General features: G+C 37.6%; 25 protein-coding genes and 1 other annotated feature. All 25 genes read left to right on the top strand.

Annotated elements, in window-relative coordinates; translation table 11 throughout:
• Positions 1-26: 26 nt before the first annotated feature.
• The 25 genes from ftsZ (at position 27) to pyrE (ending at position 25,160) form a co-directional block, all read left to right on the top strand.
• Positions 27-1,181, top strand: coding sequence for a cell division protein FtsZ (gene ftsZ, locus ACUL40_RS11715; RefSeq protein ID WP_000888984.1), 1,155 nt, complete (start codon positions 27-29; stop codon positions 1,179-1,181).
• Positions 1,182-1,438: 257 nt separating this feature from the next.
• Positions 1,439-2,356, top strand: coding sequence for a sigma-E processing peptidase SpoIIGA (gene spoIIGA, locus ACUL40_RS11710; RefSeq protein ID WP_000261975.1), 918 nt, complete (start codon positions 1,439-1,441; stop codon positions 2,354-2,356).
• 20 nt (positions 2,357-2,376) lie between these two features.
• Positions 2,377-3,096, top strand: a complete 720-nt coding sequence (gene sigE / locus ACUL40_RS11705) for an RNA polymerase sporulation sigma factor SigE (RefSeq protein ID WP_000976948.1) — start codon at positions 2,377-2,379, stop codon at positions 3,094-3,096.
• Positions 3,097-3,253: 157 nt separating this feature from the next.
• On the top strand, positions 3,254-4,033 hold the full coding sequence (gene sigG, locus ACUL40_RS11700; protein WP_000197755.1) for an RNA polymerase sporulation sigma factor SigG: 780 nt from the start codon (positions 3,254-3,256) through the stop codon (positions 4,031-4,033).
• Between the two features lie 163 nt (positions 4,034-4,196).
• Entirely contained in the window at positions 4,197-4,478 is a 282-nt protein-coding gene (locus tag ACUL40_RS11695; RefSeq protein WP_000236745.1) for a YlmC/YmxH family sporulation protein, read from the top strand.
• Between the two features lie 120 nt (positions 4,479-4,598).
• Positions 4,599-5,417: a peptidoglycan editing factor PgeF gene (pgeF, locus tag ACUL40_RS11690; protein WP_001209008.1), complete on the top strand. Its 819-nt coding sequence runs from the start codon at positions 4,599-4,601 to the stop codon at positions 5,415-5,417.
• Positions 5,414-6,088, top strand: a complete 675-nt coding sequence (locus ACUL40_RS11685) for a YggS family pyridoxal phosphate-dependent enzyme (RefSeq protein WP_000218005.1) — start codon at positions 5,414-5,416, stop codon at positions 6,086-6,088. The genes pgeF and ACUL40_RS11685 overlap by 4 nt, the downstream gene beginning before the upstream one ends.
• A gap of 19 nt (positions 6,089-6,107) precedes the next feature.
• Entirely contained in the window at positions 6,108-6,578 is a 471-nt protein-coding gene (locus tag ACUL40_RS11680; protein WP_000119129.1) for a cell division protein SepF, read from the top strand.
• Between the two features lie 6 nt (positions 6,579-6,584).
• A complete protein-coding gene (locus ACUL40_RS11675) occupies positions 6,585-6,848 on the top strand; it encodes a YggT family protein (RefSeq protein ID WP_000214233.1) in 264 nt (87 codons plus the stop codon).
• A gap of 15 nt (positions 6,849-6,863) precedes the next feature.
• Positions 6,864-7,631 (top strand): YlmH family RNA-binding protein, encoded by a 768-nt coding sequence (locus ACUL40_RS11670; RefSeq protein ID WP_002164454.1) that lies wholly within the window; start codon positions 6,864-6,866, stop codon positions 7,629-7,631.
• Positions 7,632-7,720: 89 nt separating this feature from the next.
• Entirely contained in the window at positions 7,721-8,227 is a 507-nt protein-coding gene (divIVA, locus tag ACUL40_RS11665; RefSeq protein ID WP_001131611.1) for a septum site-determining protein DivIVA, read from the top strand.
• A gap of 51 nt (positions 8,228-8,278) precedes the next feature.
• Positions 8,279-8,502 (top strand) — a binding site (T-box leader).
• Positions 8,503-8,573: 71 nt separating this feature from the next.
• Entirely contained in the window at positions 8,574-11,339 is a 2,766-nt protein-coding gene (gene ileS2 / locus ACUL40_RS11660) for an isoleucine--tRNA ligase (protein WP_000455951.1), read from the top strand.
• 157 nt (positions 11,340-11,496) lie between these two features.
• Positions 11,497-11,826 carry a molecular chaperone DnaK gene (locus ACUL40_RS11655; RefSeq protein ID WP_001002956.1) on the top strand — a complete coding sequence of 110 codons (330 nt, stop codon included), beginning with the start codon at positions 11,497-11,499 and terminating at the stop codon, positions 11,824-11,826.
• Positions 11,827-11,950: 124 nt separating this feature from the next.
• Positions 11,951-12,409 (top strand): lipoprotein signal peptidase LspA, encoded by a 459-nt coding sequence (gene lspA / locus ACUL40_RS11650; RefSeq protein WP_000642185.1) that lies wholly within the window; start codon positions 11,951-11,953, stop codon positions 12,407-12,409.
• Positions 12,410-12,413: 4 nt separating this feature from the next.
• Positions 12,414-13,322, top strand: coding sequence for an RluA family pseudouridine synthase (locus ACUL40_RS11645; RefSeq protein ID WP_000005831.1), 909 nt, complete (start codon positions 12,414-12,416; stop codon positions 13,320-13,322).
• 203 nt (positions 13,323-13,525) lie between these two features.
• Positions 13,526-14,068, top strand: a complete 543-nt coding sequence (pyrR, locus tag ACUL40_RS11640; protein ID WP_001156491.1) for a bifunctional pyrimidine operon transcriptional regulator/uracil phosphoribosyltransferase — start codon at positions 13,526-13,528, stop codon at positions 14,066-14,068.
• Between the two features lie 146 nt (positions 14,069-14,214).
• Positions 14,215-15,498 carry a uracil permease gene (gene uraA / locus ACUL40_RS11635; protein ID WP_000435928.1) on the top strand — a complete coding sequence of 428 codons (1,284 nt, stop codon included), beginning with the start codon at positions 14,215-14,217 and terminating at the stop codon, positions 15,496-15,498.
• A gap of 148 nt (positions 15,499-15,646) precedes the next feature.
• A complete protein-coding gene (gene pyrB / locus ACUL40_RS11630) occupies positions 15,647-16,561 on the top strand; it encodes an aspartate carbamoyltransferase (RefSeq protein ID WP_326038145.1) in 915 nt (304 codons plus the stop codon).
• Entirely contained in the window at positions 16,545-17,831 is a 1,287-nt protein-coding gene (gene pyrC, locus ACUL40_RS11625; protein WP_001108367.1) for a dihydroorotase, read from the top strand. The genes pyrB and pyrC overlap by 17 nt, the downstream gene beginning before the upstream one ends.
• Positions 17,828-18,925 carry a carbamoyl phosphate synthase small subunit gene (locus tag ACUL40_RS11620; protein ID WP_000828680.1) on the top strand — a complete coding sequence of 366 codons (1,098 nt, stop codon included), beginning with the start codon at positions 17,828-17,830 and terminating at the stop codon, positions 18,923-18,925. The genes pyrC and ACUL40_RS11620 overlap by 4 nt, the downstream gene beginning before the upstream one ends.
• Positions 18,910-22,128, top strand: coding sequence for a carbamoyl-phosphate synthase large subunit (gene carB / locus ACUL40_RS11615; RefSeq protein ID WP_001126101.1), 3,219 nt, complete (start codon positions 18,910-18,912; stop codon positions 22,126-22,128). The genes ACUL40_RS11620 and carB overlap by 16 nt, the downstream gene beginning before the upstream one ends.
• Positions 22,125-22,904, top strand: coding sequence for a dihydroorotate oxidase B electron transfer subunit (gene pyrK, locus ACUL40_RS11610; protein ID WP_000983359.1), 780 nt, complete (start codon positions 22,125-22,127; stop codon positions 22,902-22,904). The genes carB and pyrK overlap by 4 nt, the downstream gene beginning before the upstream one ends.
• Positions 22,901-23,830, top strand: a complete 930-nt coding sequence (pyrD, locus tag ACUL40_RS11605; protein WP_001081049.1) for a dihydroorotate oxidase B catalytic subunit — start codon at positions 22,901-22,903, stop codon at positions 23,828-23,830. Before pyrK ends, pyrD begins: the two co-directional genes overlap by 4 nt.
• Positions 23,815-24,531, top strand: a complete 717-nt coding sequence (gene pyrF, locus ACUL40_RS11600) for an orotidine-5'-phosphate decarboxylase (RefSeq protein WP_000083510.1) — start codon at positions 23,815-23,817, stop codon at positions 24,529-24,531. The genes pyrD and pyrF overlap by 16 nt, the downstream gene beginning before the upstream one ends.
• Positions 24,528-25,160: an orotate phosphoribosyltransferase gene (gene pyrE / locus ACUL40_RS11595; RefSeq protein ID WP_000711440.1), complete on the top strand. Its 633-nt coding sequence runs from the start codon at positions 24,528-24,530 to the stop codon at positions 25,158-25,160. The genes pyrF and pyrE overlap by 4 nt, the downstream gene beginning before the upstream one ends.
• The last annotated feature ends 27 nt before the right edge of the window (positions 25,161-25,187 follow it).

Below are 25,187 nucleotides of genomic sequence, written 5' to 3'. Positions count from 1 at the left end.
AAATGAGGTTCTAGGGGGATTTCGACATGTTAGAGTTTGATACTACTCAAGATCAATTAGCGAATATAAAAGTTATCGGTGTCGGCGGTGGCGGAAACAATGCTGTAAACCGTATGATTGAACACGGTGTACAAGGTGTAGACTTTATCGCTGTGAACACTGATGCACAAGCATTAAATCTATCAAAAGCTGAAACAAAAATGCAAATTGGTGGAAAATTAACGCGTGGACTTGGTGCAGGCGCAAACCCTGAAGTAGGGAAAAAAGCTGCAGAAGAAAGTAAAGAACAGATCCAAGAAGCACTTCGTGGTGCGGATATGGTCTTCGTAACTGCCGGTATGGGCGGTGGAACTGGAACTGGTGCAGCTCCAGTTGTTGCTCAAGTTGCAAAAGAATTAGGTGCTTTAACAGTAGGTGTTGTAACACGTCCATTTACTTTTGAAGGACGTAAGCGTGCGACGCAAGCAGCATCTGGTATTGCAGCATTTAAAGAAAATGTAGATACTCTTATTGTAATTCCAAACGATCGCTTATTAGAGATTGTTGATAAAAATACGCCAATGTTAGAAGCATTCCGTGAAGCTGATAACGTATTACGTCAAGGTGTTCAAGGTATTTCGGATTTAATTGCAACGCCAGGTTTAATTAACTTAGACTTTGCAGACGTAAAGACAATTATGTCTAATAGAGGTTCTGCTTTAATGGGTATTGGTTCTGGTAATGGGGAAAATCGTGCTGCAGAAGCTGCGAAAAAAGCAATTTCTAGCCCATTACTAGAAACATCTATTGATGGAGCTCAAGGTGTTATCATGAACATTACGGGTGGCGCTAACTTAAGCTTATATGAAGTACAAGAAGCGGCAGACATCGTAGCTTCAGCTTCAGATCCAGAAGTAAATATGATCTTCGGTTCTGTTATTAACGAAGGATTAAAAGATGATATCGTTGTAACTGTAATTGCAACTGGTTTTGATGATAGCATTGCAACTCAACCACCAAAACCAATTATTCGTCCGAATGCGAACCACACGCAACAACAGCAACAACCAGTAGCTCAACCTTCAAAACAGCGTGAAGTAAAACGTGAAATGAAGCGTGAAGAGCCAGTTGTACATGAGCGTCATTCAGATTCAGATGATATCGATATTCCAGCATTTTTACGTAACCGTCGTAGACGATAAAAAAAGGAGCTTTCATGCTCCTTTTTATTTTTTATGGAAAAGACCTGCTAAGCAGGTCTTTTTTTATTTCGTATATTTCAATATATTTTGTTTGTGAAAATAAGAGTATATCATTCTATGAATTTGTACTTTTATTTTTTACCGACAGATTATGTCTAGAAATCACAAAATAACAAAAAAACACCTCCGCAAATTGACACACTTTCCTATTGGATATGCATTATACTAGTCTCAACTTGAAAAAAGAGGTGAATTGTTTGGTTGTTTACGCCGACGTTGTTTGGTTGTTAAACGCCTGCATTGATTTTCTTTTGCTTTTATTAACAGCTACCGTGTTAAAAAAGAAAATCAAAAGATGGAGGCTTGTGTTAGGGGCATTTATAGGTTCAACCATTGTTATTTTTGCCTTTACTCCTTTTGCTTCTATGATGACACATCCAATTATGAAACTACTGTACTCGTTACTTATTGTGTATACAGCATTTGGGTTTACGACATTTAGAAATTATGCACAAACTGTTTTTACTTTTTACTTTGTAACCTTTATGGTTGGCGGAGGATTAATTGGAACTCATTTCTTTTTGCAAACGAATGAAATGGTAAATGGATTGGTTCAATCTCAGTCAATTTCTTACGGTGATCCAATTAGTTGGTTATTTGTTATTTTTGGTTTTCCAGTAATTTATTATTTTTCTAAAAAGCGTATTGAAAGCGTAGAGGTCACGAAAATACACTATGATCAAATTGTGAAAGTAAAAATTCAATTAGCCGAAGAAGAACTAGAACTCGCAGGTCTTATTGACAGTGGGAACCAACTTTATGACCCATTAACAAAAACACCTGTTATGATTATGCATGTTTCATCATTAGAACATTGCTTACCATCTTGGTTAACAGAACAAATTTATTCCAAAACAGAAATTCCTCAAATACCAGAAAATGATTCTGGTTGGGCGACCAAATTACGCTTAATTCCTTTCCGTGCAGTAGGAGTAGAGAGTCAATTTTTGTGGGCAATTAAGCCTGACAGTGTGCAAGTTGACCATGAAGGTAGTTCTATTGTTGTAAACAAAGTATTAATTGGATTAAATACACAACAGCTGTCTACTAATGGGGAGTATCAATGTATTGTGCATCCAAAAATGTTGATTTCGCAAAAAATGGTGATCGCTTAATAAATGAGAGGCGGGATAATATGATGAAATTAAAATTTTATTTAGTATACCTTTGGTATAAAGTATTGCTGAAATTAGGAATTAAGACCGATGAAATTTATTATATTGGTGGAAGTGAAGCGTTGCCACCACCGTTAACAAAAGAAGAAGAGGAAGTTCTTTTGAATAAATTGCCAAAAGGAGATCAGGCAGCAAGGTCATTACTTATTGAACGTAACTTAAGGCTCGTTGTATATATAGCAAGAAAGTTTGAAAATACAGGGATAAATATTGAAGATTTGATTAGTATAGGAACAATCGGCCTTATTAAAGCGGTAAATACATTTAATCCAGAAAAGAAAATAAAATTAGCAACATATGCATCGCGTTGTATAGAAAATGAAATTTTAATGCATTTACGTCGAAATAACAAAAATCGTTCGGAAGTTTCTTTTGATGAACCACTAAACATTGATTGGGATGGGAATGAACTGTTATTGTCTGACGTGTTAGGTACAGATGATGATATTATTACAAAAGATTTAGAAGCTACTGTAGATCGTCACCTTTTAATGAAAGCATTACACCAATTAAATGATCGTGAAAAACAAATTATGGAACTTCGGTTTGGGCTTGCTGGAGGAGAGGAAAAGACGCAAAAAGATGTGGCTGATATGCTTGGGATTTCACAGTCATACATTTCGCGTTTAGAAAAAAGAATTATAAAAAGATTACGAAAAGAATTTAATAAAATGGTGTAAAGAATAAGACCAGCCGTTATGTAGGCTGGTCTTATTCTATTTAGTTGTATTAGGAAAGATAATTTAAATAATAAATCGTGAAAAAACCACATGCATAAAATCCCCTTCAAAGGAAATACTTTACACTGTACAGCAACTCCCGATAGGAGGGAACACTTTGACGAGAAACAAAGTAGAAATTTGCGGTGTTGATACAGCTAAACTTCCAGTATTAAAAAATGAAGAGATGCGTAAATTATTTCGTGAAATGCAAAGTGGAGAGATAAGCGCAAGAGAAAAATTAGTGAATGGAAACTTACGTCTTGTACTGAGCGTCATCCAAAGATTTAATAACAGAGGAGAATATGTTGACGATTTATTTCAAGTTGGTTGCATCGGACTTATGAAATCAATTGATAATTTTGATTTAGGCCAAAATGTAAAATTTTCAACGTATGCTGTGCCGATGATTATTGGGGAAATACGCAGATATTTGCGTGATAATAATCCGATTCGCGTATCGCGCTCATTGCGAGATATTGCGTATAAAGCTTTGCAAGTAAGAGAAAAATTGATTGCAGAAAATTCAAAAGAACCAACAGCAATGGATATTGCAAAAGTGCTAGAAGTAACTCATGAAGAGATAGTATTTGCTTTAGATGCGATTCAAGATCCAGTTTCATTATTTGAACCGATTTATAATGATGGGGGAGATCCTATCTTTGTTATGGATCAGTTAAGTGATGAAAAACAAAAGGACGAGCAGTGGGTTGAAGAATTAGCATTGAAAGAAGGAATGAAGCGTTTAAATGATAGAGAGAAAATGATTATTAGAAAACGTTTCTTCCAAGGAAAGACACAGATGGAAGTTGCAGAAGAAATTGGGATTTCCCAAGCGCAAGTATCACGTTTAGAGAAGTCAGCCATTAAACAAATGAATAAAACGATTCAAGGATAAGGTCTCACCAATTATGGTGAGACCTTTTTATATGTAATATGGTTTGTGCTCATAGTAGGGGATTAGTGTTCATATAATGAAACTAGCATGGTGTTTCGTATAGGTGGCTTCCTGTAAATATGAGAAACAGTTTCCAATTTGTCATATAAGGGAGAGGATAAAAATGGTGATACGAATTTCAGAGTTACAGATGAAGGATGTTATAAATATTTCAGATGGAAAAAGGATTGGGAATATTGGAGATATTGAAATTGATATGAACACAGGGAAAATTTGTTCTGTTATTATTTCCAAACAGACACGTATGCTAGGTATTTTTGGAAAAGATGTTGAGATTGTAATTCCTTGGAAGGAAATTGTGAAAATTGGGGAAGATGTCATACTTGTAAGAGTAAATCCTGTTAATTCTGTAACAGAATCAATACAAACACCGACAATTTCATAAAGAATATTACAAATTCCTCTTTTTTTTCTGTTAGGATTATGAAAAAATAAAAGTATGGTAAAATAGACAGGAAGTACCATGCTTTTTTCTGTTATTTTAATTAAAAGGAGCCGCTTTATTATGAGAGAACCATTTAAATATGTGGACGGTATACTGTATTTACAAGCGTGGAAAGAACTTGGAAACATTACTGCTGGATTTACGACAAAAGATGGTGGGATAAGTACGGGCTCCTTTCATGCGATGAATTTAGGATTACATGTGAATGATATCGTGGAGAACGTTCATGAAAACAGACGCATTTTAGCAAATAAGTTACAAAAACCATTAGAAAACTGGATTTGCTCTGAACAAGTTCATGCTCATCATGTTGAAAAAGTAGGGCAACAGGAAAAGGGAAGTGGTGTCTATTCATATGAGGACGGCATTTCAAAAACAGATGGCATTTATACGAGTAATGAAGATGTTCTGTTAACGTCTTGTTACGCGGATTGTGTTCCGCTCTATTTTTATGCACCATCACATGGTATGATAGGACTTGCGCATGCTGGATGGAAAGGCACTGTACAAGAGATTGCAAAGGAAATGATTCAAAAGTGGAATGCAGAAGGTATTTCAAGTGATGAAATTCATGTTGCAATTGGGCCGTCGATCGGATCTTGTTGTTATGTTGTGGATGATCGTGTATTAACAGCAGCACAGGAAGTAGTTAGCGGTGCTGTTCCTCATCAAAAAATTTCTGACGGGCAGTACGCAATTAATTTAAAAGAAATTAATCGTATATTATGTGTACAAGCAGGCATAAAAGAAGAGCATATTGTAATGTCATCTCTTTGTACAAGCTGTGAAGAGCAACTATTTTTCTCTCATCGTCGTGATCAAGGTAAAACAGGAAGAATGTTGAGTTTCATAGGTTTTAAGGAGGAAGGAAGCAAGTGACAGTACAAGAAAATTTAGTAATTGTAAATGAAGCTATTAAAGAATCTTGCGCTCGAGCTGGACGTTCGTTGCAAGATATTAAACTTGTTGCAGTTACAAAAACTGTAGGGATTGAAAAAACAAACGAAGTAATTGAAGCTGGAATTATCGATTTAGGTGAAAATAGAAATGAAGGTTTCTTACAGAAATACGAGCATTTCGGTTCAAAAGTTAATTGGCACTTTATTGGCTCATTACAAACGAGAAAAGTAAAAGAAATTATTAATGAAATTGATTATTTACATTCGTTAGATCGTCTTTCGCTGGCGAAAGAAATTCAGAAACGTGCTGATAAGAAAGTGAAATGCTTTATTCAAGTGAAAACCTCATCTGAAGAATCGAAGCAAGGATTGGCAATAGAAGAGGTTGTTTCTTTTATTCAAAGTTTGCAAGAATTCGATAAAATTGAAGTGGTTGGACTAATGACGATGGCTCCATTTACAGAAGAAGAGGAAGAAATCAGACGCTGTTTTAAGGAATTACGTATGCTGCAAACAGAGGTGCAGGAGCTAGAGTTATTACATGCGCCATGTAAAGAATTATCAATGGGAATGTCCAACGATTACACAATTGCAATTGAAGAAGGGGCTACATATATTCGTTTGGGAACGATTTTAGTAGGAAAAGCGTAAAAGGAAGGAGAATCTTATTATGAGTTGGTCAAAAGTAAAATACTTCTTTTTTGATACACCGGAAGAAAAAGAAGCAGCTCAATATGGTTATGAAAAGGAGCAAACAGACATGAAAAAGCAGCAAGATCCACCAGAACAACAAGACGTTACGTTTCCGAAAGCGCAACCGAAGCAAAATGTTGTGAGTATTGAAACAGCAAAACAATCTTCAAAAGTTGTTTTATTAGAACCACGCACATATTCGGAAGCACAAGGGATTGCGGACCACTTAAAAGGTAGACGAGCTGTTGTAATTAATTTGCAGAGAATGTCTACTGATCAAGCGGTACGTATCGTTGACTTTTTAAGTGGTACTGTATACGCTATAGGCGGGGACATTCAAAAAATAGGGCCGAAAACATTTATGTGTACACCTGAAAATGTAGATATTGTTGGTGCGATTTCAGAGTTATTCGGTGAAGAAGAAGAAACAAATATAAAGAGGTGGTAATACGCCATGACAACAGTTTTTATAGTGTTAAGTTATGCTATCGAGATTTACTCGTGGGCACTTATTATTTACATTCTCCTATCATGGTTTCCTGGTGCAAAGGAATCATCTTTTGGAGAGTTCCTGGCACGTATTTGTGAACCGTATTTAGAACCATTCCGCCGCTTTATTCCGCCGCTTGGAATGATTGATATTTCTCCAATCGTTGCGATCTTTGCGTTGAAACTTGCTAAAACTGGTTTGTTCAGTTTATTAAGCTATTTCTTATAGTAAGAAGGTAAATACATGAGCATCTACGAACATTTTAGGCCTGATGAGGAGGTCTTTGTGGATAAAGTGCTAGAGTGGAAGCGAGCGGCGGAGTACCATCAAGTGAAGTTAACGGATTTTCTTGATCCTAGGCAACAACAAATTGTTTCTATGGTAATAGGACAAGGTGATGTTGCTGTACAATTTGGTGGTGCAACGCCTAATGCAGAGCGTAAAAGAGCACTTATTTATCCAGACTATCTAGAATTAAATGAAGAAGAATTTCAAGTAGAAGTATTAGAAATTGACTATCCTTCCAAGTTTTATACGCTAGAACATAGGCAAATATTAGGTACATTTATGTCTCTTGGTTTAACGAGAGAAAAATGTGGTGATATTTTGCTGCAAGAAAATCGTGCCCAAATTGTAGTTGCGAAAGAAATTGTATCGTATATTGAGATGAACTTACAATCAATAGGGAAAGTAAAAGTCTCTTTAGCGTCAGTGCAAGGAGAACAAATTCTACAGATAGATGAAACGTGGGGAGAGAAATCTGGAACGGTTTCTTCACTTCGTTTAGATGTTATGTTAGCTGAAATGTTACATTTATCTAGACAGAAAGTACAACCTTTCATAAAAAATGGTTTAGTAAAAGTCAATTGGAAAACAGTGGAGCAAACTTCTTATGAATGCTATCCAGGAGATGTTTTTTCTGTTAGAGGATATGGCCGAAGTAAATTATTTTCTGTAGAAGGTAGAACAAAACGCGACAAATGGAGAATTTTGTATGGTATACTAAAATGATTGGTTTTTTAGAAGGAAATCCTCCTATTTTGTCGAAGAAAAGATATAATTGAAAGAGGAAATTTAGATAACTACTTGGAGGTGGCGTTGTGCCGTTAACACCATTAGATATTCATAACAAAGAATTTGGTCGCGGATTCCGTGGCTATGATGAAGATCAAGTAAATGAGTTTCTTGATCAAATTATCAAAGATTATGAATTGGTCATTCGTGAGAAAAAAGCTTTAGAAGAAAAAGTTGCGCAGTTAGAAGGGAAGTTAGATCATTTCTCTAATATTGAAGATACGTTAAACAAATCTATCGTCGTTGCACAAGAAGCAGCGGAAGAAGTAAAACGTAATGCGCAAAAAGAAGCGAAATTAATTGTGCGTGAAGCTGAAAAGAATGCTGATCGTATTATTAACGAAGCATTAGTAAAATCAAGAAAAGTTGCTTTTGATATTGAAGAGCTAAAGAAACAAGCGAAAGTATTCCGAACTCGTTTCCGTATGTTATTAGAAACACAGCTTGAGATGTTAAACAACGATGATTGGGATAAACTAATTGAATTAGAAGACGAAGTAGATGAACTGTTGAAAAAAGAAGAAACAGTGTAAGCTTGACGTTTTTCTCATTATTACATATAATTTTAAACAACATATTTATTAAGAAAAACGAAGATAGGGATAAGTACCTTTTCAAACCTTATATAGCGAACTGAGGATGGTGTAAGCTCAGGATAAGGAGATAGTGGGAATATCACCCTGGAGTTCCGCGCTGAACAAATAGAGTAAGCGTAGGCGTGTATTCGCGTTAAGAATATAAAGAGGATTCTATACATATGTATATGATCTACTAGGGTGGTACCGCGGGAGACTTTCTCGTCCCTTTTTGGGATGAGAAGGTCTCTTTTTTATTCCGTTTTTTAAGTGTTTCTTTTATACATGTAAGGAGGAATTGAGCATGGAGTACAAAAATACATTACTGATGCCAAAAACAGAGTTCCCAATGCGTGGGAATTTACCAAAACGTGAGCCTGCAATGCAAGAAAAATGGGCTGAAATGAATATTTACGAAAAAGTACAAGAACATACAAAAGGACGTCCTTTATTTGTATTGCATGATGGACCTCCATATGCGAATGGTGACATTCATATGGGACATGCATTAAATAAAGTATTAAAAGACTTTATTGTTCGTTATAAATCAATGACTGGTTTTAGTGCGCCATATGTTCCAGGATGGGATACGCACGGTTTACCAATTGAACAAGCTTTAACAAATAAAGGTGTAAAACGTAAAGAAATGACAGTTGCTGAGTTCCGTAAGTTATGTGCAGAGTATGCATATGAACAAGTAGAACGTCAACGTGAACAATTTAAGCGTCTAGGTGTACGTGCAGATTGGGATAATCCATATATTACTTTAGAGCCAGCTTATGAAGCACAACAAATCAAAGTGTTTGGTGACATGGCGAAAAAAGGTTATATCTATAAAGGTCAAAAACCAGTTTACTGGTCTCCAACGAGTGAATCTGCTTTAGCGGAAGCTGAAATTGAATATCAAGATAAAAAATCAGCATCTATTTACGTAGCATTCCCTGTAAAAGATGGAAAGAACGTATTAGAAGGTGATGAAAAGTACATCATTTGGACAACGACACCTTGGACATTACCTGCAAACTTAGGTATTTCTGTTCACCCAGAGCTTGAATATAGCATTGTAAAAGTAAACGATGAGAAATATATCATTGCTTCTGAGCTGTTTGAGACAGTTGCAAAAACGTTAGAGTGGGAAAATGCTGAAGTTGTGAAAACAGTAAAAGGTAGCGAACTTGAGTACACAGTTGCAAAACATCCATTCTACGATCGTGATTCATTAGTTATGCTAGGAGACCACGTAACAACAGATGCAGGTACAGGTTGTGTTCATACAGCACCAGGACACGGGGAAGATGACTTCGTTGTTGGTAAAAAGTATGGATTAGAAGTACTTTGCCCAGTCGATGATAAAGGTGTATTAACAAATGAGGCACCTGGATTTGAAGGCTTATTCTATGATAAAGCTAATAAACCAATTACAGAAAAATTAGAAGAAGTAGGCGCGTTACTGAAACTAACATTCATTACACATTCATACCCACATGATTGGAGAACGAAAAAACCAATTATTTTCCGTGCGACAGCACAGTGGTTTGCATCTATTGAAGCATTCCGTAAAGAATTAATAGAAGCTGTAGCAGAAACAAAATGGGTACCAGCATGGGGAGAAACTCGTCTTCATAATATGGTTCGTGACCGTGGTGACTGGTGTATTTCTCGTCAGCGTGCATGGGGTGTGCCAATTCCGGTATTCTATGCTGAGAATGGTGATCCAATTATTACGGATGAAACAATTAACCATGTAGCAGATTTATTCCGTGAACACGGTTCTAACGTATGGTTCGAGCGTGAAGCGAAAGATCTATTACCAGAAGGATTTACACATCCAGGTAGCCCAAATGGCGAATTCCGTAAAGAAACAGACATCATGGATGTATGGTTCGATTCAGGTTCTTCTCACCAAGCGGTATTAGAAGAGCGCGAAGATTTACAGCGTCCAGCTGATTTATATTTAGAAGGATCTGACCAGTATCGTGGTTGGTTTAACTCTTCATTATCAACAGCAGTTGCTGTAACAGGTAAAGCTCCATATAAAGGCGTACTAAGTCACGGTTTCGTACTAGATGGTGAAGGACGTAAGATGAGTAAGTCGATTGGAAACATTGTCGTACCGAAGAAAATTATGGATCAATTAGGCGGAGACATTTTACGCTTATGGGTATCTTCTGTTGACTATCAATCTGACGTACGTATTTCAGATGATATTTTAAAACAAGTAGCAGAAGTGTATCGTAAAATCCGTAACACATTCCGTTTCTTATTAGGAAACTTAGACGACTTTAAGCCAAGTGAAAATGCAGTAGCTGTAGCTGAACTTCGTGAAGTAGATCGTTACATGTTAGTGAAATTAAATGACTTAATTACAAAAGTTAAAGAAGCATATGAGACATACGACTTCGCTGCTGTGTATCATGCAATTCATAACTTCTGTACAATTGATTTAAGTTCATTCTATTTAGACTTTGCAAAAGACATTTTATATATTGAAGGTGCAAACCACGAAGATCGTCGTGCGATTCAAACTGTATTATATGATGTTCTTGTTGCGTTAACGAAACTTGTAACACCAATCTTACCGCATACAGCTGATGAAGTATGGCCATACATTCCAGGCGTAACAGAAGAAAGTGTACAATTAACTGATATGCCAGAAGCTGTACAATTAGATGACGCGGAAGCGTTAAAAACAAAATGGGATGCATTTATGACATTACGTGATGACGTGTTAAAAGCACTAGAAGTAGCTCGTAATGAAAAAGTAATCGGTAAGTCATTAAATGCAAGCATTACGCTATATCCAACTGCAGAAATGAAAGCTATGTTAGAGTCTATTAGCGAAGACTTAAAGCAATTATTCATCGTTTCTGAGTATAAACTTGGTGGTATGATGGATGAAGCGCCAGCAGATGCACCGAAGTATGAACATACAGCGGTTGTTGTTGCTCAAGCAACTGGTGAAACATGTGAACGTTGTTGGGTAGTTTCAGAAACAATTGGTAAAGATGCTGAACATGAAACATTATGTGAGCGTTGTGCAACAGTTGTTAAAGAAAACTATGTAAAATAATAAAAAAAGCTGACTGCTATTGATGCAGTCAGTTTTTTTGTTTATGGCATATCAAAATCACTTTCAGACTCTTTCCTGTGAAGGAAAAATGTGTGTGAGGTAAGCAAATAAATTTCGGACACACTAACTGTACATTACAGCTAGGAGGAATGTACACGTGAATGAAATTTACATGGAAATAAAAGAAGAATTGCAATTGATGAGAAAAGAGTTGCAAGAGAGACTAGCTAAAGAAGTAATGCACAAATATGATGTCGAGTTCAGCCAAGAGCTTGGATATGAAATTAAGGAAGAGATAAAGAAAAAATTGCTATTACATGATATAAAAGAGGATTTAAAGGATGTAGAACGCGCATTATTTAAAATGGAAATAGACATGTATGGTATTTGTGAAGAGACGGGGAGATTAATTTCGACAAAGCAAATGAAGACAATGCCGACTGCCCGTACGATTCATGAATTCTTTTATGAAAAGGTAAATGTATGAATACGCACAACGATATTATATTACCTTTTTTTAATTTATTTTATTCTTCTATAAAGGTTCATTGTGAAAAGGTAGCAGCTATGCTAAAATTTTGAGGTACACTGTCTTTGTGGGGGAAATGAAAATGATATATTATGTAATAGCGTTATTCGTCATTGCTATCGATCAAATATCGAAGTGGTTAATTGTAAAGAACATGGAATTGGGTACGAGTATTCCGATTATCGACAATGTATTATACATAACATCACATCGAAATAGAGGCGCTGCTTGGGGTATTTTAGAAAATAAAATGTGGTTCTTCTACATTATTACAGTTGTTTTTGTAGTGTTTATTGTATTTTATATGAAAAAGTATGCGAAAACAGACAGGCTTCTAGGTATTTCGTTAGGCCTAATTTTGGGCGGGGCAATTGGTAACTTTATTGATCGTGTATTTAGACAAGAAGTAGTGGATTTCATTCACGTGTATATTTTCTCGTACAACTATCCAGTATTCAATATAGCTGATTCAGCATTATGTATTGGTGTTGTATTAATTATTATTCAAACATTATTAGAAGGCAAGAAAGCGAAGGAGTAATTGAATGAGTGAAGTAGTACAAGTAACAGTTGCAGCAGAGCAAAAAAACGAGCGAATTGATAAATTCGTTGCAGGGATAAATAACGAATGGTCACGTACGCAAGTGCAGCAATGGATTAAAGATAACGTTGTGACAGTAAACGGGAAAGCGGTAAAAGGGAATTATAAAGTAAAAGAAGAAGATGAAATTACAGTAACAATTCCTGAACCAGAAGAGTTAGATATTCAACCAGAGGATTTAAATTTAGAAATTTATTATGAAGATGCAGATGTGCTTGTTGTAAATAAGCCACGTGGTATGGTTGTACATCCAGCACCAGGGCATACAAGTGGTACACTTGTAAATGGCCTTATGCATCATTGTACAGACTTATCAGGCATTAACGGTGTAATGCGTCCAGGTATCGTGCATCGTATTGATAAAGATACATCTGGACTATTAATGGTTGCTAAAAATGATATGGCACATGAATCGCTTGTGAATCAGCTTGTAGCAAAAACAGTAACGAGACGTTACAAAGCGATTGTACACGGTGTGATTCCGCATGATAAGGGAACGATTGATGCTCCGATTGCTCGTGATAAGAAAGAGCGTCAAAGTATGACAGTTGATGAAAATGGTAAGAACGCTGTTACGCACTTCCAAGTGTTAGAACGCTTTAAAGACTTTACACTTGTAGAATGTCGCTTAGAAACGGGACGTACGCACCAAATTCGTGTTCATATGAAATATATTGGCTATCCACTTGCAGGAGATCCGAAGTATGGTCCGAAGAAAACGTTAGATATGAATGGACAAGCACTTCATGCGGGTATTTTAGGCTTTGATCATCCTCGTACGGGTGAATATATTCAGTTTGAGGCACCGATTCCAGAAGTGTTTGAAGACGCATTAAATATTTTACGAAAATAGTATTGACAAATCATAAGAAAACTGAGATACTGACAACAGTTAAATAATGATCCTTTAACACAGCCCCGTGAGGTTGAGAAGGTAACGGTTTGAAATACTTAGGGTATGTTGTACCCTTTTTTCAAAAGTCCTCTCGCACACGCTGAGAGGACTTTTTTTATACCATTACTCTCACGCAAGAAAAAAGCTTGGAGGTGTAGAGCATGCAAGAGAAAGCTGTCGTTTTAGATGACCAAATGATTCGCCGCGCTTTAACACGAATTAGTCATGAAATCGTGGAACGAAATAAAGGTGTCGATAATTGTGTTCTTGTCGGAATTAAAACTCGTGGAATTTTTATTGCACAACGTTTGGCAGAACGAATTGGTCAAATTGAAGGAAAAGAAATGGAAGTTGGAGAGTTAGACATTACGTTATATCGTGATGATTTAACACTACAATCGAAAAATAAAGAACCACTTGTAAAAGGTTCTGATATCCCTGTAGATATTACGAAGAAAAAAGTTATCCTTGTGGATGACGTATTATATACAGGAAGAACAGTTCGAGCAGCAATGGATGCTCTTATGGATTTAGGTAGACCATCTCAAATCCAATTGGCGGTTCTTGTTGATAGAGGTCATCGCGAATTACCAATTCGCGCTGATTATGTAGGGAAGAATATTCCAACATCAAGTGAAGAGCGTATCGAAGTTGATTTGCAAGAGACAGATCAACAAGATCGAGTAAGCATATACGATAAGTAAAGCCCTTTTAAATGTAGTCCTGTGAGGCTGCCAAAGGGTCTTGGCTTTCATATGTCAAATTTGGCATACGAAAGTGTAGGACTCTTTGTGCACAGGCACAAAGAGTTTTTTTATTGCAAAGATTTAAACTGAAGGAGGATGTAACAATGGAACAAAAGCCAGTGTTAGACGTTAATGAAGTACCGAAACCGGGAAAATGGTTATTTTTAAGTATACAACATTTGTTCGCGATGTTTGGATCAACAGTGCTTGTTCCGTTTTTAACAGGATTGAATCCATCAGTAGCATTAATATCAAGTGGATTAGGAACGTTAGCATTCCTTCTTATAACGAAAGGTCAAGTACCTGCTTATCTAGGATCATCATTCGCCTTTATCGCACCGATTATAACAGCGAAAACGGCAGGTGGACCGGGAGCGGCAATGCTTGGTGGTTTGCTAGCAGGACTTGTGTACATCTTAATCTCACTCGGAATTAAGAAATCAGGATCAGAGTGGATTATGAAATTACTACCACCAATCGTAGTTGGTCCAGTAGTAATGGTAATCGGTCTAGCTTTAGCACATACAGCAGTTAACATGGCGATGAACGGTGCGGATGGCAAATATAGCTTTACACACTTTTCAGTAGCGTTAGTAACATTAGCAATTACAATTATATGCTCGATATTTGGAAGAGGATTTTTCAGTATCATACCAGTGTTACTTGGCATTATCGGCGGATATATCTTCGCTTACTTCCAAGGGCTAGTAGACTTAAAGCCGGTAGCTGAGGCAAAATGGTTTGTTGTACCAGATTTCACAGTACCATTTGTAACATACACACCAGAGTTTTCATGGAAGATTGTACTCTTGATGGTACCAGTTGCACTAGTAACAATATCAGAACATATCGGACATCAAATTGTTCTTGGAAATGTTATTAAAAGAGATTTAATTGAAAAACCAGGTTTACACCGTTCAATCTTCGGTGACGGAGTAGCAACATTAATCGCGTCACTAATCGGTGGGCCACCGAATACAACGTATGGTGAAAACATCGGTGTGCTAGCAATTACGAGAGCATACAGTGTATACTTATTCATCGGTTCAGCAGTATTCGCAATCATGTTCGGATTTATCGGTAAGATTTCTGCACTGATTCATTCGATCCCAACACCAGTTATGGGTGGTGTATCAATCTTACTATTCGGTGTAATCGCATCAAGCGGATTACGCATGATGGTAGATGATAAAACAGATTTAAGTGACAAACGAAACTTAATGATTGCATCAGTAATATTAGTAATCGGTATTGGTGGAGCGGTACTTCACGTAGGAGAATCATTCCAAGTAGAAGGAATGGCACTAGCAGCAATTGTAGGTGTACTGTTAAATCTACTACTACCGGAAACGAAACAAATAAAACAATCTAAGCAGATTGCTTCATAATAATAACCTTTTAATTCAGTCCTGTGAGACCGGAAAGGGTGGCTTCTTTCTTGCACCCTAGTCTCACACGATTAGGGTATTTTTATGCAAAGGTTGTTATAAAAATTCAAAAGTGGTAACATAAAAATCAGAAAGATGAGGGATGACGATGAGCCATTTGTTAACGATGAGTGAATTATCGGAAGTAGAAATTTCAGAAATCCTAAAAGATGCAGAAGATTTTGCGAATGGAAAAAAGAGCAAAACGACAGAGCAAACTTTTGTTGCGAACTTGTTCTTTGAGAATAGTACGAGAACGAGATTTAGCTTTGAAGTTGCTGAGAAGAGATTAGGACTTGATGTTTTAAACTTTTCAGCTGATGCATCTAGCGTACAAAAAGGAGAAACTCTATACGATACGATAAGAACACTAGAATCAATCGGAACAAAAGCAGTGGTCATCCGCCACGAGCAAGATCGCTACTTCGATGAATTAAAAGATCAGGTGAATATTCCAATCTTAAATGCTGGAGATGGATGCGGAAACCACCCAACACAGTGCCTACTGGACCTTCTTACAATTAAACAAGAGTTTGGAAGATTTGAAGGTTTGAAGATTGCAATAGTAGGAGATGTTCGTCATAGCCGAGTAGCACGTTCTAATGCAGAAGCATTAACGAAGCTTGGTGCAACAATTTACTTTGCAAGTCCAGAAGAGTGGAAAGATGAAGACAACACATTTGGAACATACAAACCATTAGATGAACTTGTTCCAGAAGTTGATGTAATGATGTTACTCCGTGTACAACATGAGCGTCATGATCATTATGAAACAGACATTATGAAAGAATATCATGAGAAACACGGATTAACAGTAGAAAGAGAAAAGCGTATGAAAGAAGGAAGCATTATTATGCATCCAGCTCCTGTAAACCGTGATGTTGAAATTGCAAGTGAACTTGTTGAGTGTGAGCGTTCACGTATATTTAAACAAATGGAAAATGGAGTTTACGTAAGAATGGCTGTACTAAAACGCGCCTTACCAAATGTATTAGGAGGAATGAAACATGAATTATTTGTTTAAAAATGGTCGTTATATGAATGAAGAAGGAAAAATCGTAGCAACGGATCTTCTCGTACAAGACGGTAAAATCGCTAAGGTAGCAGAAAATATTACGGCAGATAATGCTGAAGTAATCGATGTGAACGGAAAGTTAATCGCACCTGGATTAGTAGATGTACACGTACATCTTCGTGAACCAGGTGGTGAACATAAAGAAACAATTGAAACAGGTACACTAGCAGCGGCAAAAGGTGGATTCACTACAATTTGCGCAATGCCAAATACACGCCCGGTACCAGATTGCAGAGAACATATGGAAGACTTGCAAAAACGTATTGAAGAAAAAGCTCATGTTAACGTACTACCATACGGAGCAATTACAGTACGTCAAGCTGGTTCTGAAATGACAGATTTCGAAACATTAAAAGAACTTGGAGCATTTGCTTTCACAGATGACGGCGTAGGCGTACAAGATGCGAGCATGATGTTAGCGGCTATGAAACGTGCAGCAAAATTAGATATGGCAGTAGTTGCGCACTGTGAAGAGAATACGCTTATTAATAAAGGTTGTGTACATGAAGGGAAGTTTTCTGAGAAACACGGATTAAACGGTATCCCATCAGTATGTGAATCTGTACATATTGCAAGGGATATACTGCTTGCTGAAGCAGCAGATTGCCACTATCACGTATGTCATGTAAGTACGAAAGGTTCTGTACGTGTAATCCGTGATGCGAAACGCGCTGGAATTAAAGTAACAGCAGAAGTAACACCGCATCACCTAGTGTTATGTGAAGATGATATCCCATCAGCTGATCCTAACTTTAAAATGAACCCACCGCTTCGTGGAAAAGAAGACCATGCAGCATTAATTGAAGGTTTATTAGATGGAACGATCGATATGATCGCAACTGACCATGCACCGCATACAGCGGAAGAGAAAGCACAAGGAATTGAAAGAGCACCGTTTGGAATTACTGGTTTTGAAACAGCATTCCCGCTTCTATACACAAACCTTGTGAAAAAGGGAGTTATTACGCTAGAACAGTTAATTCAATTCTTAACAGAAAAGCCAGCTGATACATTCGGCTTAGAAGCAGGTCGCCTAAAAGAAGGTAGAGCAGCTGATATTACAATCATTGATTTAGAACAAGAAGAAGAGATTGACCCAACAACATTCTTATCAAAAGGAAAAAATACACCATTCGCAGGTTGGAAATGCCAAGGATGGCCGGTAATGACAATCGTTGGTGGTAAGATCGCATGGCAAAAGGAGAGTGCATTAGTATGAAAAGACAACTTATCTTAGAAGATGGAACAGTATTAATTGGAACAGGTTTCGGAGGCGAAATCGAAAAGTCAGGTGAGGTTGTATTTACAACAGGAATGACTGGATATCAAGAAACATTATCTGATCCATCATATTGCGGTCAAATCGTAACATTCACGTACCCATTAATCGGAAACTACGGCATTAACCGTGACGATTTTGAATCCATTCACCCATCTGTAAATGGTTTAATCGTAAACGAAATTTGTGATCACCCATCAAACTTTCGTAATGAAATTTCGTTAAATGATTACTTGAAAGAAAGAAATATCCCAGGATTAGCAGGGATTGATACGAGAAAATTAACGAGAAAAATTCGTCAATACGGTACATTACGTGGACGCCTTTGTAACATGGATGCAGATGTAGAGTACATTGTAAGCCAATTAAAAGCGACAGTATTTACAGATCATGTAAAACGCGTATCAACGAAAGATCCATACCCAAGCCCAGGTCGTGGTCACCGAGTTGTACTAGTAGACTTCGGTATGAAACATGGTATTTTACGAGAATTAAATAAGCGTGACTGTGATGTAATTGTAGTTCCTTACAACACAACAGCGGAAGAAATTTTACGCCTTAGCCCAGATGGAATTATGTTAAGTAATGGACCTGGAGATCCGAAAGATGTACCAGAAGCAATTGAAATGTTAAAAGACATTATCGGTAAAGTTCCTTTATTCGGAATTTGCCTAGGACATCAATTGTTCGCTCTAGCATCAGGTGCAAATACAAGTAAGTTGAAATTTGGTCACCGTGGTTTAAACCATCCAGTAAAAAATCTTGCAACTGGAAAAGTAGCAATTACATCTCAAAACCACGGATACGCAGTAGAAGAAGAATCAGTTGAAAATACAGATCTTGAAATTACACATGTTGCTTTAAACGATGGAACGGTAGAAGGTCTTCGTCATAAGAAGTTCCCGGCATTTACAGTACAATACCATCCAGAAGCTTCAGCGGGACCAGAAGATGCAAATGATTTATTCGAAGATTTCTTAACAATGATTGAAAACTTCAAGAAAGAAGGGGAAGAGTTATGCCAAAACGCCTAGACATTAACACAATTTTAGTAATCGGATCAGGACCAATTGTAATTGGGCAAGCAGCGGAGTTTGACTACTCTGGTACACAAGCTTGTCAATCTCTTAAAGAGGAAGGTTACAAAGTAATCCTTGTTAACTCTAACCCAGCAACAATTATGACGGATACTGCAACAGCAGATAAAGTATACATCGAGCCATTAACATTAGAATTCGTAAGCCGTATTATTCGTAAAGAACGTCCTGATGCAATCCTACCAACATTAGGTGGTCAAACAGGTTTAAACATGGCTGTTGAACTTGCAAAATCAGGCGTACTTGACGAGTGCGGAGTTGAAATTTTAGGAACAAAATTATCAGCAATCGAGCAAGCGGAAGATCGTGATTTATTCCGTACATTAATGCAAGATTTAAATGAACCAACACCACCAAGTGAAATTATTCATAACCTTGATGAAGCATATGGATTTGTAAACGAAATTGGTTACCCAGTAATCGTTCGACCAGCGTTCACATTAGGAGGAACGGGCGGCGGAATTTGTCATAACGAAGAAGAGCTAATTGAAATCGTAACAAGTGGTTTAAAACATAGCCCAGTAACACAATGTTTATTAGAGAAAAGTATTGCTGGCTGTAAAGAAATTGAATACGAAGTAATGCGTGATTCAAATGATAACGCGATTGTAGTGTGTAACATGGAAAATATCGATCCAGTTGGTGTTCATACAGGTGATTCAATCGTTGTAGCACCGAGCCAAACGCTAAGCGACCGTGAATACCAAATGTTACGTAACACGTCATTACGAATTATTCGTGCACTAGGAATTGAAGGTGGATGTAACGTTCAGCTTGCACTAGATCCATATAGCTTCCAATACTATGTAATCGAAGTAAATCCACGTGTAAGTCGTTCATCTGCACTAGCATCTAAAGCAACTGGATATCCAATTGCGAAATTAGCAGCAAAAATTGCAGTCGGCTTAACGTTAGATGAAATCGTAAACCCAGTAACACAAAAAACTTACGCTTGCTTCGAGCCAGCGTTAGACTATGTTGTTTCAAAAATTCCACGTTGGCCGTTTGATAAGTTTGAATCAGCGAACAGAACGCTTGGAACACAAATGAAAGCAACTGGTGAAGTTATGTCAATCGGACGTAACTTAGAAGAATCATTACTAAAAGCAGTTCGTTCTTTAGAGCTTGGCATTTATCACTTAGAATTAGACCACTTAAAAGAACTTGATAAAGAAACGATGAAAAAACGTATCATTAAAGCGGATGATGAACGACTGTTTATTGTAGCAGAAGCAATTCGCCAAGGTGTAACGAAAGAAGAAATCAATGAATGGTGTGAAATGGACTTCTTCTTCTTACAAAAAGTTGAAAACATCGTAAATATGGAACGTGAAGTAAAAGCGAATGTAGGAAATATGGAAGTACTACAAACTGCAAAAGAAATGGGCTTCAGCGATCACTACATTGCAGCAGCTTGGAACAAAACGGAGCGCGAAATTTACGATATGCGTAAAGAAAATAATATGATGCCAGTATTCAAAATGGTAGATACTTGTGCGGCAGAGTTTGAATCTGCAACGCCATATTACTACAGCACATATGCGGACGAAAATGAATCGATTGTAACAGATCGTAAGAGTGTAGTAGTTCTAGGATCTGGTCCGATCCGTATTGGTCAAGGTGTTGAGTTTGATTACGCAACAGTTCACTCAGTATGGGCAATTAAAGAAGCTGGATATGAAGCAATTATCATTAACAACAACCCAGAAACAGTTTCAACAGACTTCAGTATTTCTGACAAATTATACTTTGAACCATTAACGATTGAAGATGTAATGCATATTATCGATTTAGAAAAACCAGAAGGTGTTATCGTTCAGTTCGGTGGACAAACGGCAATTAACTTAGCAGCGAAACTAGAAGAACACGGTGTGAAAATTTTAGGAACATCACTTGAAGACTTAGACCGTGCAGAAGATCGTGATAAATTCGAAGCTGCTTTAACAAAACTTGGCATCCCGCAACCAGTTGGTAAAACAGCAACGACTGTAGAACAAGCGGTAGCAATCGCAGAAGAAATTGGTTACCCAGTATTAGTAAGACCATCTTACGTACTAGGTGGACGTGCGATGGAAATCGTATATCGTCAAGAAGAACTACTGCACTACATGAAAAATGCAGTTAAAGTTCATGCAGATCACCCAGTATTAATCGACCGTTACATGGTTGGTAAAGAAATTGAAGTAGATGCAATTTCCGATGGTGAGAATGTATTCATTCCAGGTATTATGGAACATATTGAACGCGCTGGAGTTCACTCTGGTGACTCAATTGGAGTATATCCACCACAAAGTTTATCTGAAAAACTAAAAGAACAAATCATTGAACATACAATTGCACTTGGAAAAGGATTAAACATTGTTGGATTACTAAATATCCAGTTTGTAGTATTCAAAGATCAAGTGTACGTAATTGAAGTAAATCCACGTGCAAGCCGTACAGTACCGTTCTTAAGTAAAATTACAGGCGTACCGATGGCGAATGTTGCAACGAAAGTTATTTTAGGGCAAGACCTAGTAGAGCAAGGATACGGAACTGGCTATCACCCAGAAGAGAAAGAAGTATATGTAAAAGCTCCGGTATTCTCATTCGCGAAACTACGCTCAGTTGATACAACATTAGGACCTGAAATGAAATCAACAGGGGAAGTAATGGGTAAAGACTTAACGCTTGAAAAAGCATTATATAAAGGATTAGTTGCTTCTGGAATTAACATCCCAACGCACGGCTCAGTAATCATTACTGTAGCGGATAAAGATAAAGAAGAGGCGATGGAAATTGCAAAACGTTTCCACGAAATCGGCTATAACTTATTAGCAACAGCTGGAACAGCACAATCATTAGAAGAGCAAAATATCCCAGTACAAGTTGTAAACAAAATTGATTCTGAAGACTACAACTTACTAGATATTATCCGTCAAGGAAAAGCACAGTTTGTAATTAACACATTAACAAAAGGTAAACAACCAGCGCGTGATGGTTTCCGCATTCGCCGTGAATCAGTAGAAAATGGTGTGGCTTGCTTAACATCACTTGATACAACAAGAGCAATCTTACGAGTATTAGAATCTATGACATTCTCAGCTCATTCAATGAAAGAAATTACGCAAACAAAGCGTCACGAGGTGGTACATGCATGATGCAAAAGCAAAATATGATCGTCGTTAACCAAAAAGAAATCGCAAAAAATATTTACGAATTAGTGCTTCAAGGAACGTTAGTACAGCAAATGAACGAACCAGGGCAGTTTGTACACATTAAGGTAGCAGAGGGCATTGCGCCCCTTCTGCGCCGCCCAATTAGTATTTGTAATGTAGATCAAGAGAAGAACGAATTTACAATGCTATATCGTGCCGAAGGACAAGGGACAAAAACATTAGCAACTAGAAAACAAGGTGAAATGGTAGATGTACTAGGACCATTAGGACACGGTTTTCCTGTAGAAGAAGCAGAAGCTGGTCAAACAGCTTTACTAGTAGGTGGGGGAATTGGTGTACCACCACTTTATGAATTATCACAGCGTCTCGTTGCAAAAGGTGTACGTGTTATTCACATCTTAGGCTTTCAAACGAAAGATGTAGTTTTCTATGAAGAAAAATTTGCAGAACTTGGTGATACGTACGTTGCGACAGTAGACGGTACACACGGTACAAAAGGATTTGTCACAGATGTAATTGATAATTACGGAATTGACTTTGATATTCTTTATTCATGTGGTCCGCTAGCGATGCTTCGTGCATTAGAAGGACGTTACAAAGAGAAAAAAGCCTATATTTCATTAGAAGAACGTATGGGCTGTGGTATTGGAGCTTGTTTCGCATGTGTATGCCACTTACAAGAAGATCCAAGTGGACATTCTTACAAGAAGGTGTGTAGCGACGGACCAGTATTTCCAATCGGGGAGGTTGTACTATGAACAGATTGCAAGTTGAATTACCAGGATTATCATTAAAAAATCCAATTATACCGGCATCTGGATGCTTTGGGTTTGGTCGTGAATATGCACAGTTTTACGATTTAAGTGTACTAGGATCAATCATGATTAAAGCGACGACAGAACAACCACGTTATGGAAATCCAACGCCTCGTGTTGCTGAAACACCAGGGGGCATGCTAAATGCAATCGGACTTCAAAACCCGGGATTAGACAAAGTAATGAATTCGGAATTACCATGGTTAGAACAATTTGACCTTCCAATTATTGCAAACGTTGCAGGCTCACAAGCTGAGGATTACGTAGCGGTTGCGAAGGAAATTTCTAAAGCGCCTAATGTCCATGCACTAGAATTAAACATTTCTTGTCCGAATGTAAAAACAGGTGGTATCGCCTTTGGTACAAATCCTGAAATTGCTGCTGATTTAACGAAGCGAGTAAAAGAGGTTTCTGAAGTACCTGTATACGTGAAATTGTCACCGAACGTGGCAAACATAGTAGAAATTGCAAAAGCGATTGAAAATGCAGGTGCAGATGGTTTAACGATGATTAATACATTGCTTGGTATGCGTCTAGATTTAAAAACAGCTAAACCAATTTTAGCAAACCGTACAGGCGGATTATCAGGTCCTGCGATTAAGCCAGTAGCAATTCGCATGGTACATGAAGTAAGCCAAGCGGTTAACATTCCAATTATCGGAATGGGTGGTATTGAAACAGCTGAAGATGTAATTGAATTCTTCTATGCTGGCGCAAGCGCAGTTGCAGTAGGTACAGCGAACTTTATCGATCCGTTCGTATGTCCGACAATTATTGAAGAGTTACCAGCATTATTAGATGAATTAGGATTTGATCACATTTCGGAATGTCAAGGAAGGAGCTGGAAGCAAACATGTCACAGTCGTTAATCGTTGCACTAGATTTTCCAGGGAAACAAGAAGTAGAACAATTCTTACACCACTTTGAAGGGGAAGAGTTATTTGTCAAAGTAGGTATGGAGTTATTTTACAAAGAAGGCCCTGCGATTATTACGTACTTAAAAGAAAAGGGACATAAGATCTTCTTAGATTTAAAACTTCATGATATTCCGAATACAGTAAAAAGCGCTATGCGTAGCCTAGCTAGTCTAGATGTTGATATGGTAAATGTTCATGCTGCTGGGGGAAGCAGCATGATGAAAGCTGCGATTGAGGGATTAGAGGAAGGTAAGCAAGAAGGAAAAGAGAGACCGATTTGTATTGCAGTTACACAACTAACAAGCACTTCGGAAGCTATGATGAAAAAAGAGATCGGCATTGAGAAAACGTTAGAAGAAGCGGTTGCTCATTATGCAAAATTAACGAAAGAAAGTGGACTTGATGGCGTTGTTTGTTCAACACTTGAAGTTCCAAAATTACGTGAAGTATGCGGAAATGAATTTGTAACAGTAACACCGGGGATTCGTCTTGCAAGCGATGATGTAAATGACCAAGTGCGCGTAGCAACACCGAAACGTGCGAGGGAACTTGGCTCAAGCTACATCGTAGTTGGACGTAGTATTACAAAAGCAGAAAATCCGCTTGAAGCGTATAAAACAGTAAAACAACAGTGGGAAGGTGTAACAGTATGAAAAAAGAAATCGCATCGCATTTATTAGAAATTGGAGCAGTATTTTTACAACCGAATGATCCATTCACTTGGTCTTCAGGTATGAAATCACCAATTTATTGTGATAACCGTTTAACTTTATCTTATCCAAAAGTACGTCAAGCGATTGCAGCTGGATTAGAAGAGTTAATTAAAGAGCACTTCCCAACTGTAGAAATTATTGCAGGAACAGCAACTGCTGGTATTGCGCACGCTGCATGGGTAAGCGATCGTATGGATTTACCAATGTGCTACGTACGTAGTAAAGCAAAAGGTCACGGTAAAGGGAACCAAATCGAAGGAAAAGCTGAAAAAGGTCAAAAAGTCGTAGTAGTAGAAGACTTAATTTCAACTGGCGGTAGTGCAATTACATGTGTAGAAGCACTTCGCGAAGCTGGATGTGAAGTATTAGGAATCGTATCAATCTTCACATATGAGTTAGAAGCAGGAAAAGAAAAACTAGAAGCAGCTAACGTAGCATCATATTCTTTAAGTGATTACAGTGCATTAACTGAAGTTGCAGCAGAAAAAGGTATGATTGGACAAGCTGAAACGAAAAAATTACAAGAGTGGCGTAAAAATCCAGCAAACGAAGCTTGGATCACAGCGTAACACGAAAAAAACGACTGCGGGGGAACG

This window comes from Bacillus sp. KNSH39 (assembly GCF_052656585.1).
The sequence above is the reverse complement of the archived record's forward strand: the minus strand, read 5'-3'. Positions and strand labels throughout refer to the sequence as shown.

Excerpts from the sequence above, each read along its gene's own strand:
- ftsZ (WP_000888984.1), top strand. The coding sequence starts at position 27 with ATGTTAGAGTTTGATACTACTCAAGATCAATTAGCGAATATAAAAGTT.
- pyrE (WP_000711440.1), top strand. The coding sequence starts at position 24,528 with ATGAAAAAAGAAATCGCATCGCATTTATTAGAAATTGGAGCAGTATTT.
- pyrD (WP_001081049.1), top strand. The coding sequence starts at position 22,901 with ATGAACAGATTGCAAGTTGAATTACCAGGATTATCATTAAAAAATCCA.
- ileS2 (WP_000455951.1), top strand. The coding sequence starts at position 8,574 with ATGGAGTACAAAAATACATTACTGATGCCAAAAACAGAGTTCCCAATG.
- pyrK (WP_000983359.1), top strand. The coding sequence starts at position 22,125 with ATGATGCAAAAGCAAAATATGATCGTCGTTAACCAAAAAGAAATCGCA.
- pyrF (WP_000083510.1), top strand. The coding sequence starts at position 23,815 with ATGTCACAGTCGTTAATCGTTGCACTAGATTTTCCAGGGAAACAAGAA.
- carB (WP_001126101.1), top strand. The coding sequence starts at position 18,910 with ATGCCAAAACGCCTAGACATTAACACAATTTTAGTAATCGGATCAGGA.
- ACUL40_RS11680 (WP_000119129.1), top strand. The coding sequence starts at position 6,108 with ATGAGTTGGTCAAAAGTAAAATACTTCTTTTTTGATACACCGGAAGAA.
- uraA (WP_000435928.1), top strand. The coding sequence starts at position 14,215 with ATGGAACAAAAGCCAGTGTTAGACGTTAATGAAGTACCGAAACCGGGA.
- sigE (WP_000976948.1), top strand. The coding sequence starts at position 2,377 with ATGATGAAATTAAAATTTTATTTAGTATACCTTTGGTATAAAGTATTG.
- pyrB (WP_326038145.1), top strand. The coding sequence starts at position 15,647 with ATGAGCCATTTGTTAACGATGAGTGAATTATCGGAAGTAGAAATTTCA.
- ACUL40_RS11675 (WP_000214233.1), top strand. The coding sequence starts at position 6,585 with ATGACAACAGTTTTTATAGTGTTAAGTTATGCTATCGAGATTTACTCG.
- pyrC (WP_001108367.1), top strand. The coding sequence starts at position 16,545 with ATGAATTATTTGTTTAAAAATGGTCGTTATATGAATGAAGAAGGAAAA.
- ACUL40_RS11670 (WP_002164454.1), top strand. The coding sequence starts at position 6,864 with ATGAGCATCTACGAACATTTTAGGCCTGATGAGGAGGTCTTTGTGGAT.
- ACUL40_RS11620 (WP_000828680.1), top strand. The coding sequence starts at position 17,828 with ATGAAAAGACAACTTATCTTAGAAGATGGAACAGTATTAATTGGAACA.
- ACUL40_RS11645 (WP_000005831.1), top strand. The coding sequence starts at position 12,414 with ATGAGTGAAGTAGTACAAGTAACAGTTGCAGCAGAGCAAAAAAACGAG.
- pyrR (WP_001156491.1), top strand. The coding sequence starts at position 13,526 with ATGCAAGAGAAAGCTGTCGTTTTAGATGACCAAATGATTCGCCGCGCT.
- lspA (WP_000642185.1), top strand. The coding sequence starts at position 11,951 with ATGATATATTATGTAATAGCGTTATTCGTCATTGCTATCGATCAAATA.
- pgeF (WP_001209008.1), top strand. The coding sequence starts at position 4,599 with ATGAGAGAACCATTTAAATATGTGGACGGTATACTGTATTTACAAGCG.
- ACUL40_RS11695 (WP_000236745.1), top strand. The coding sequence starts at position 4,197 with ATGGTGATACGAATTTCAGAGTTACAGATGAAGGATGTTATAAATATT.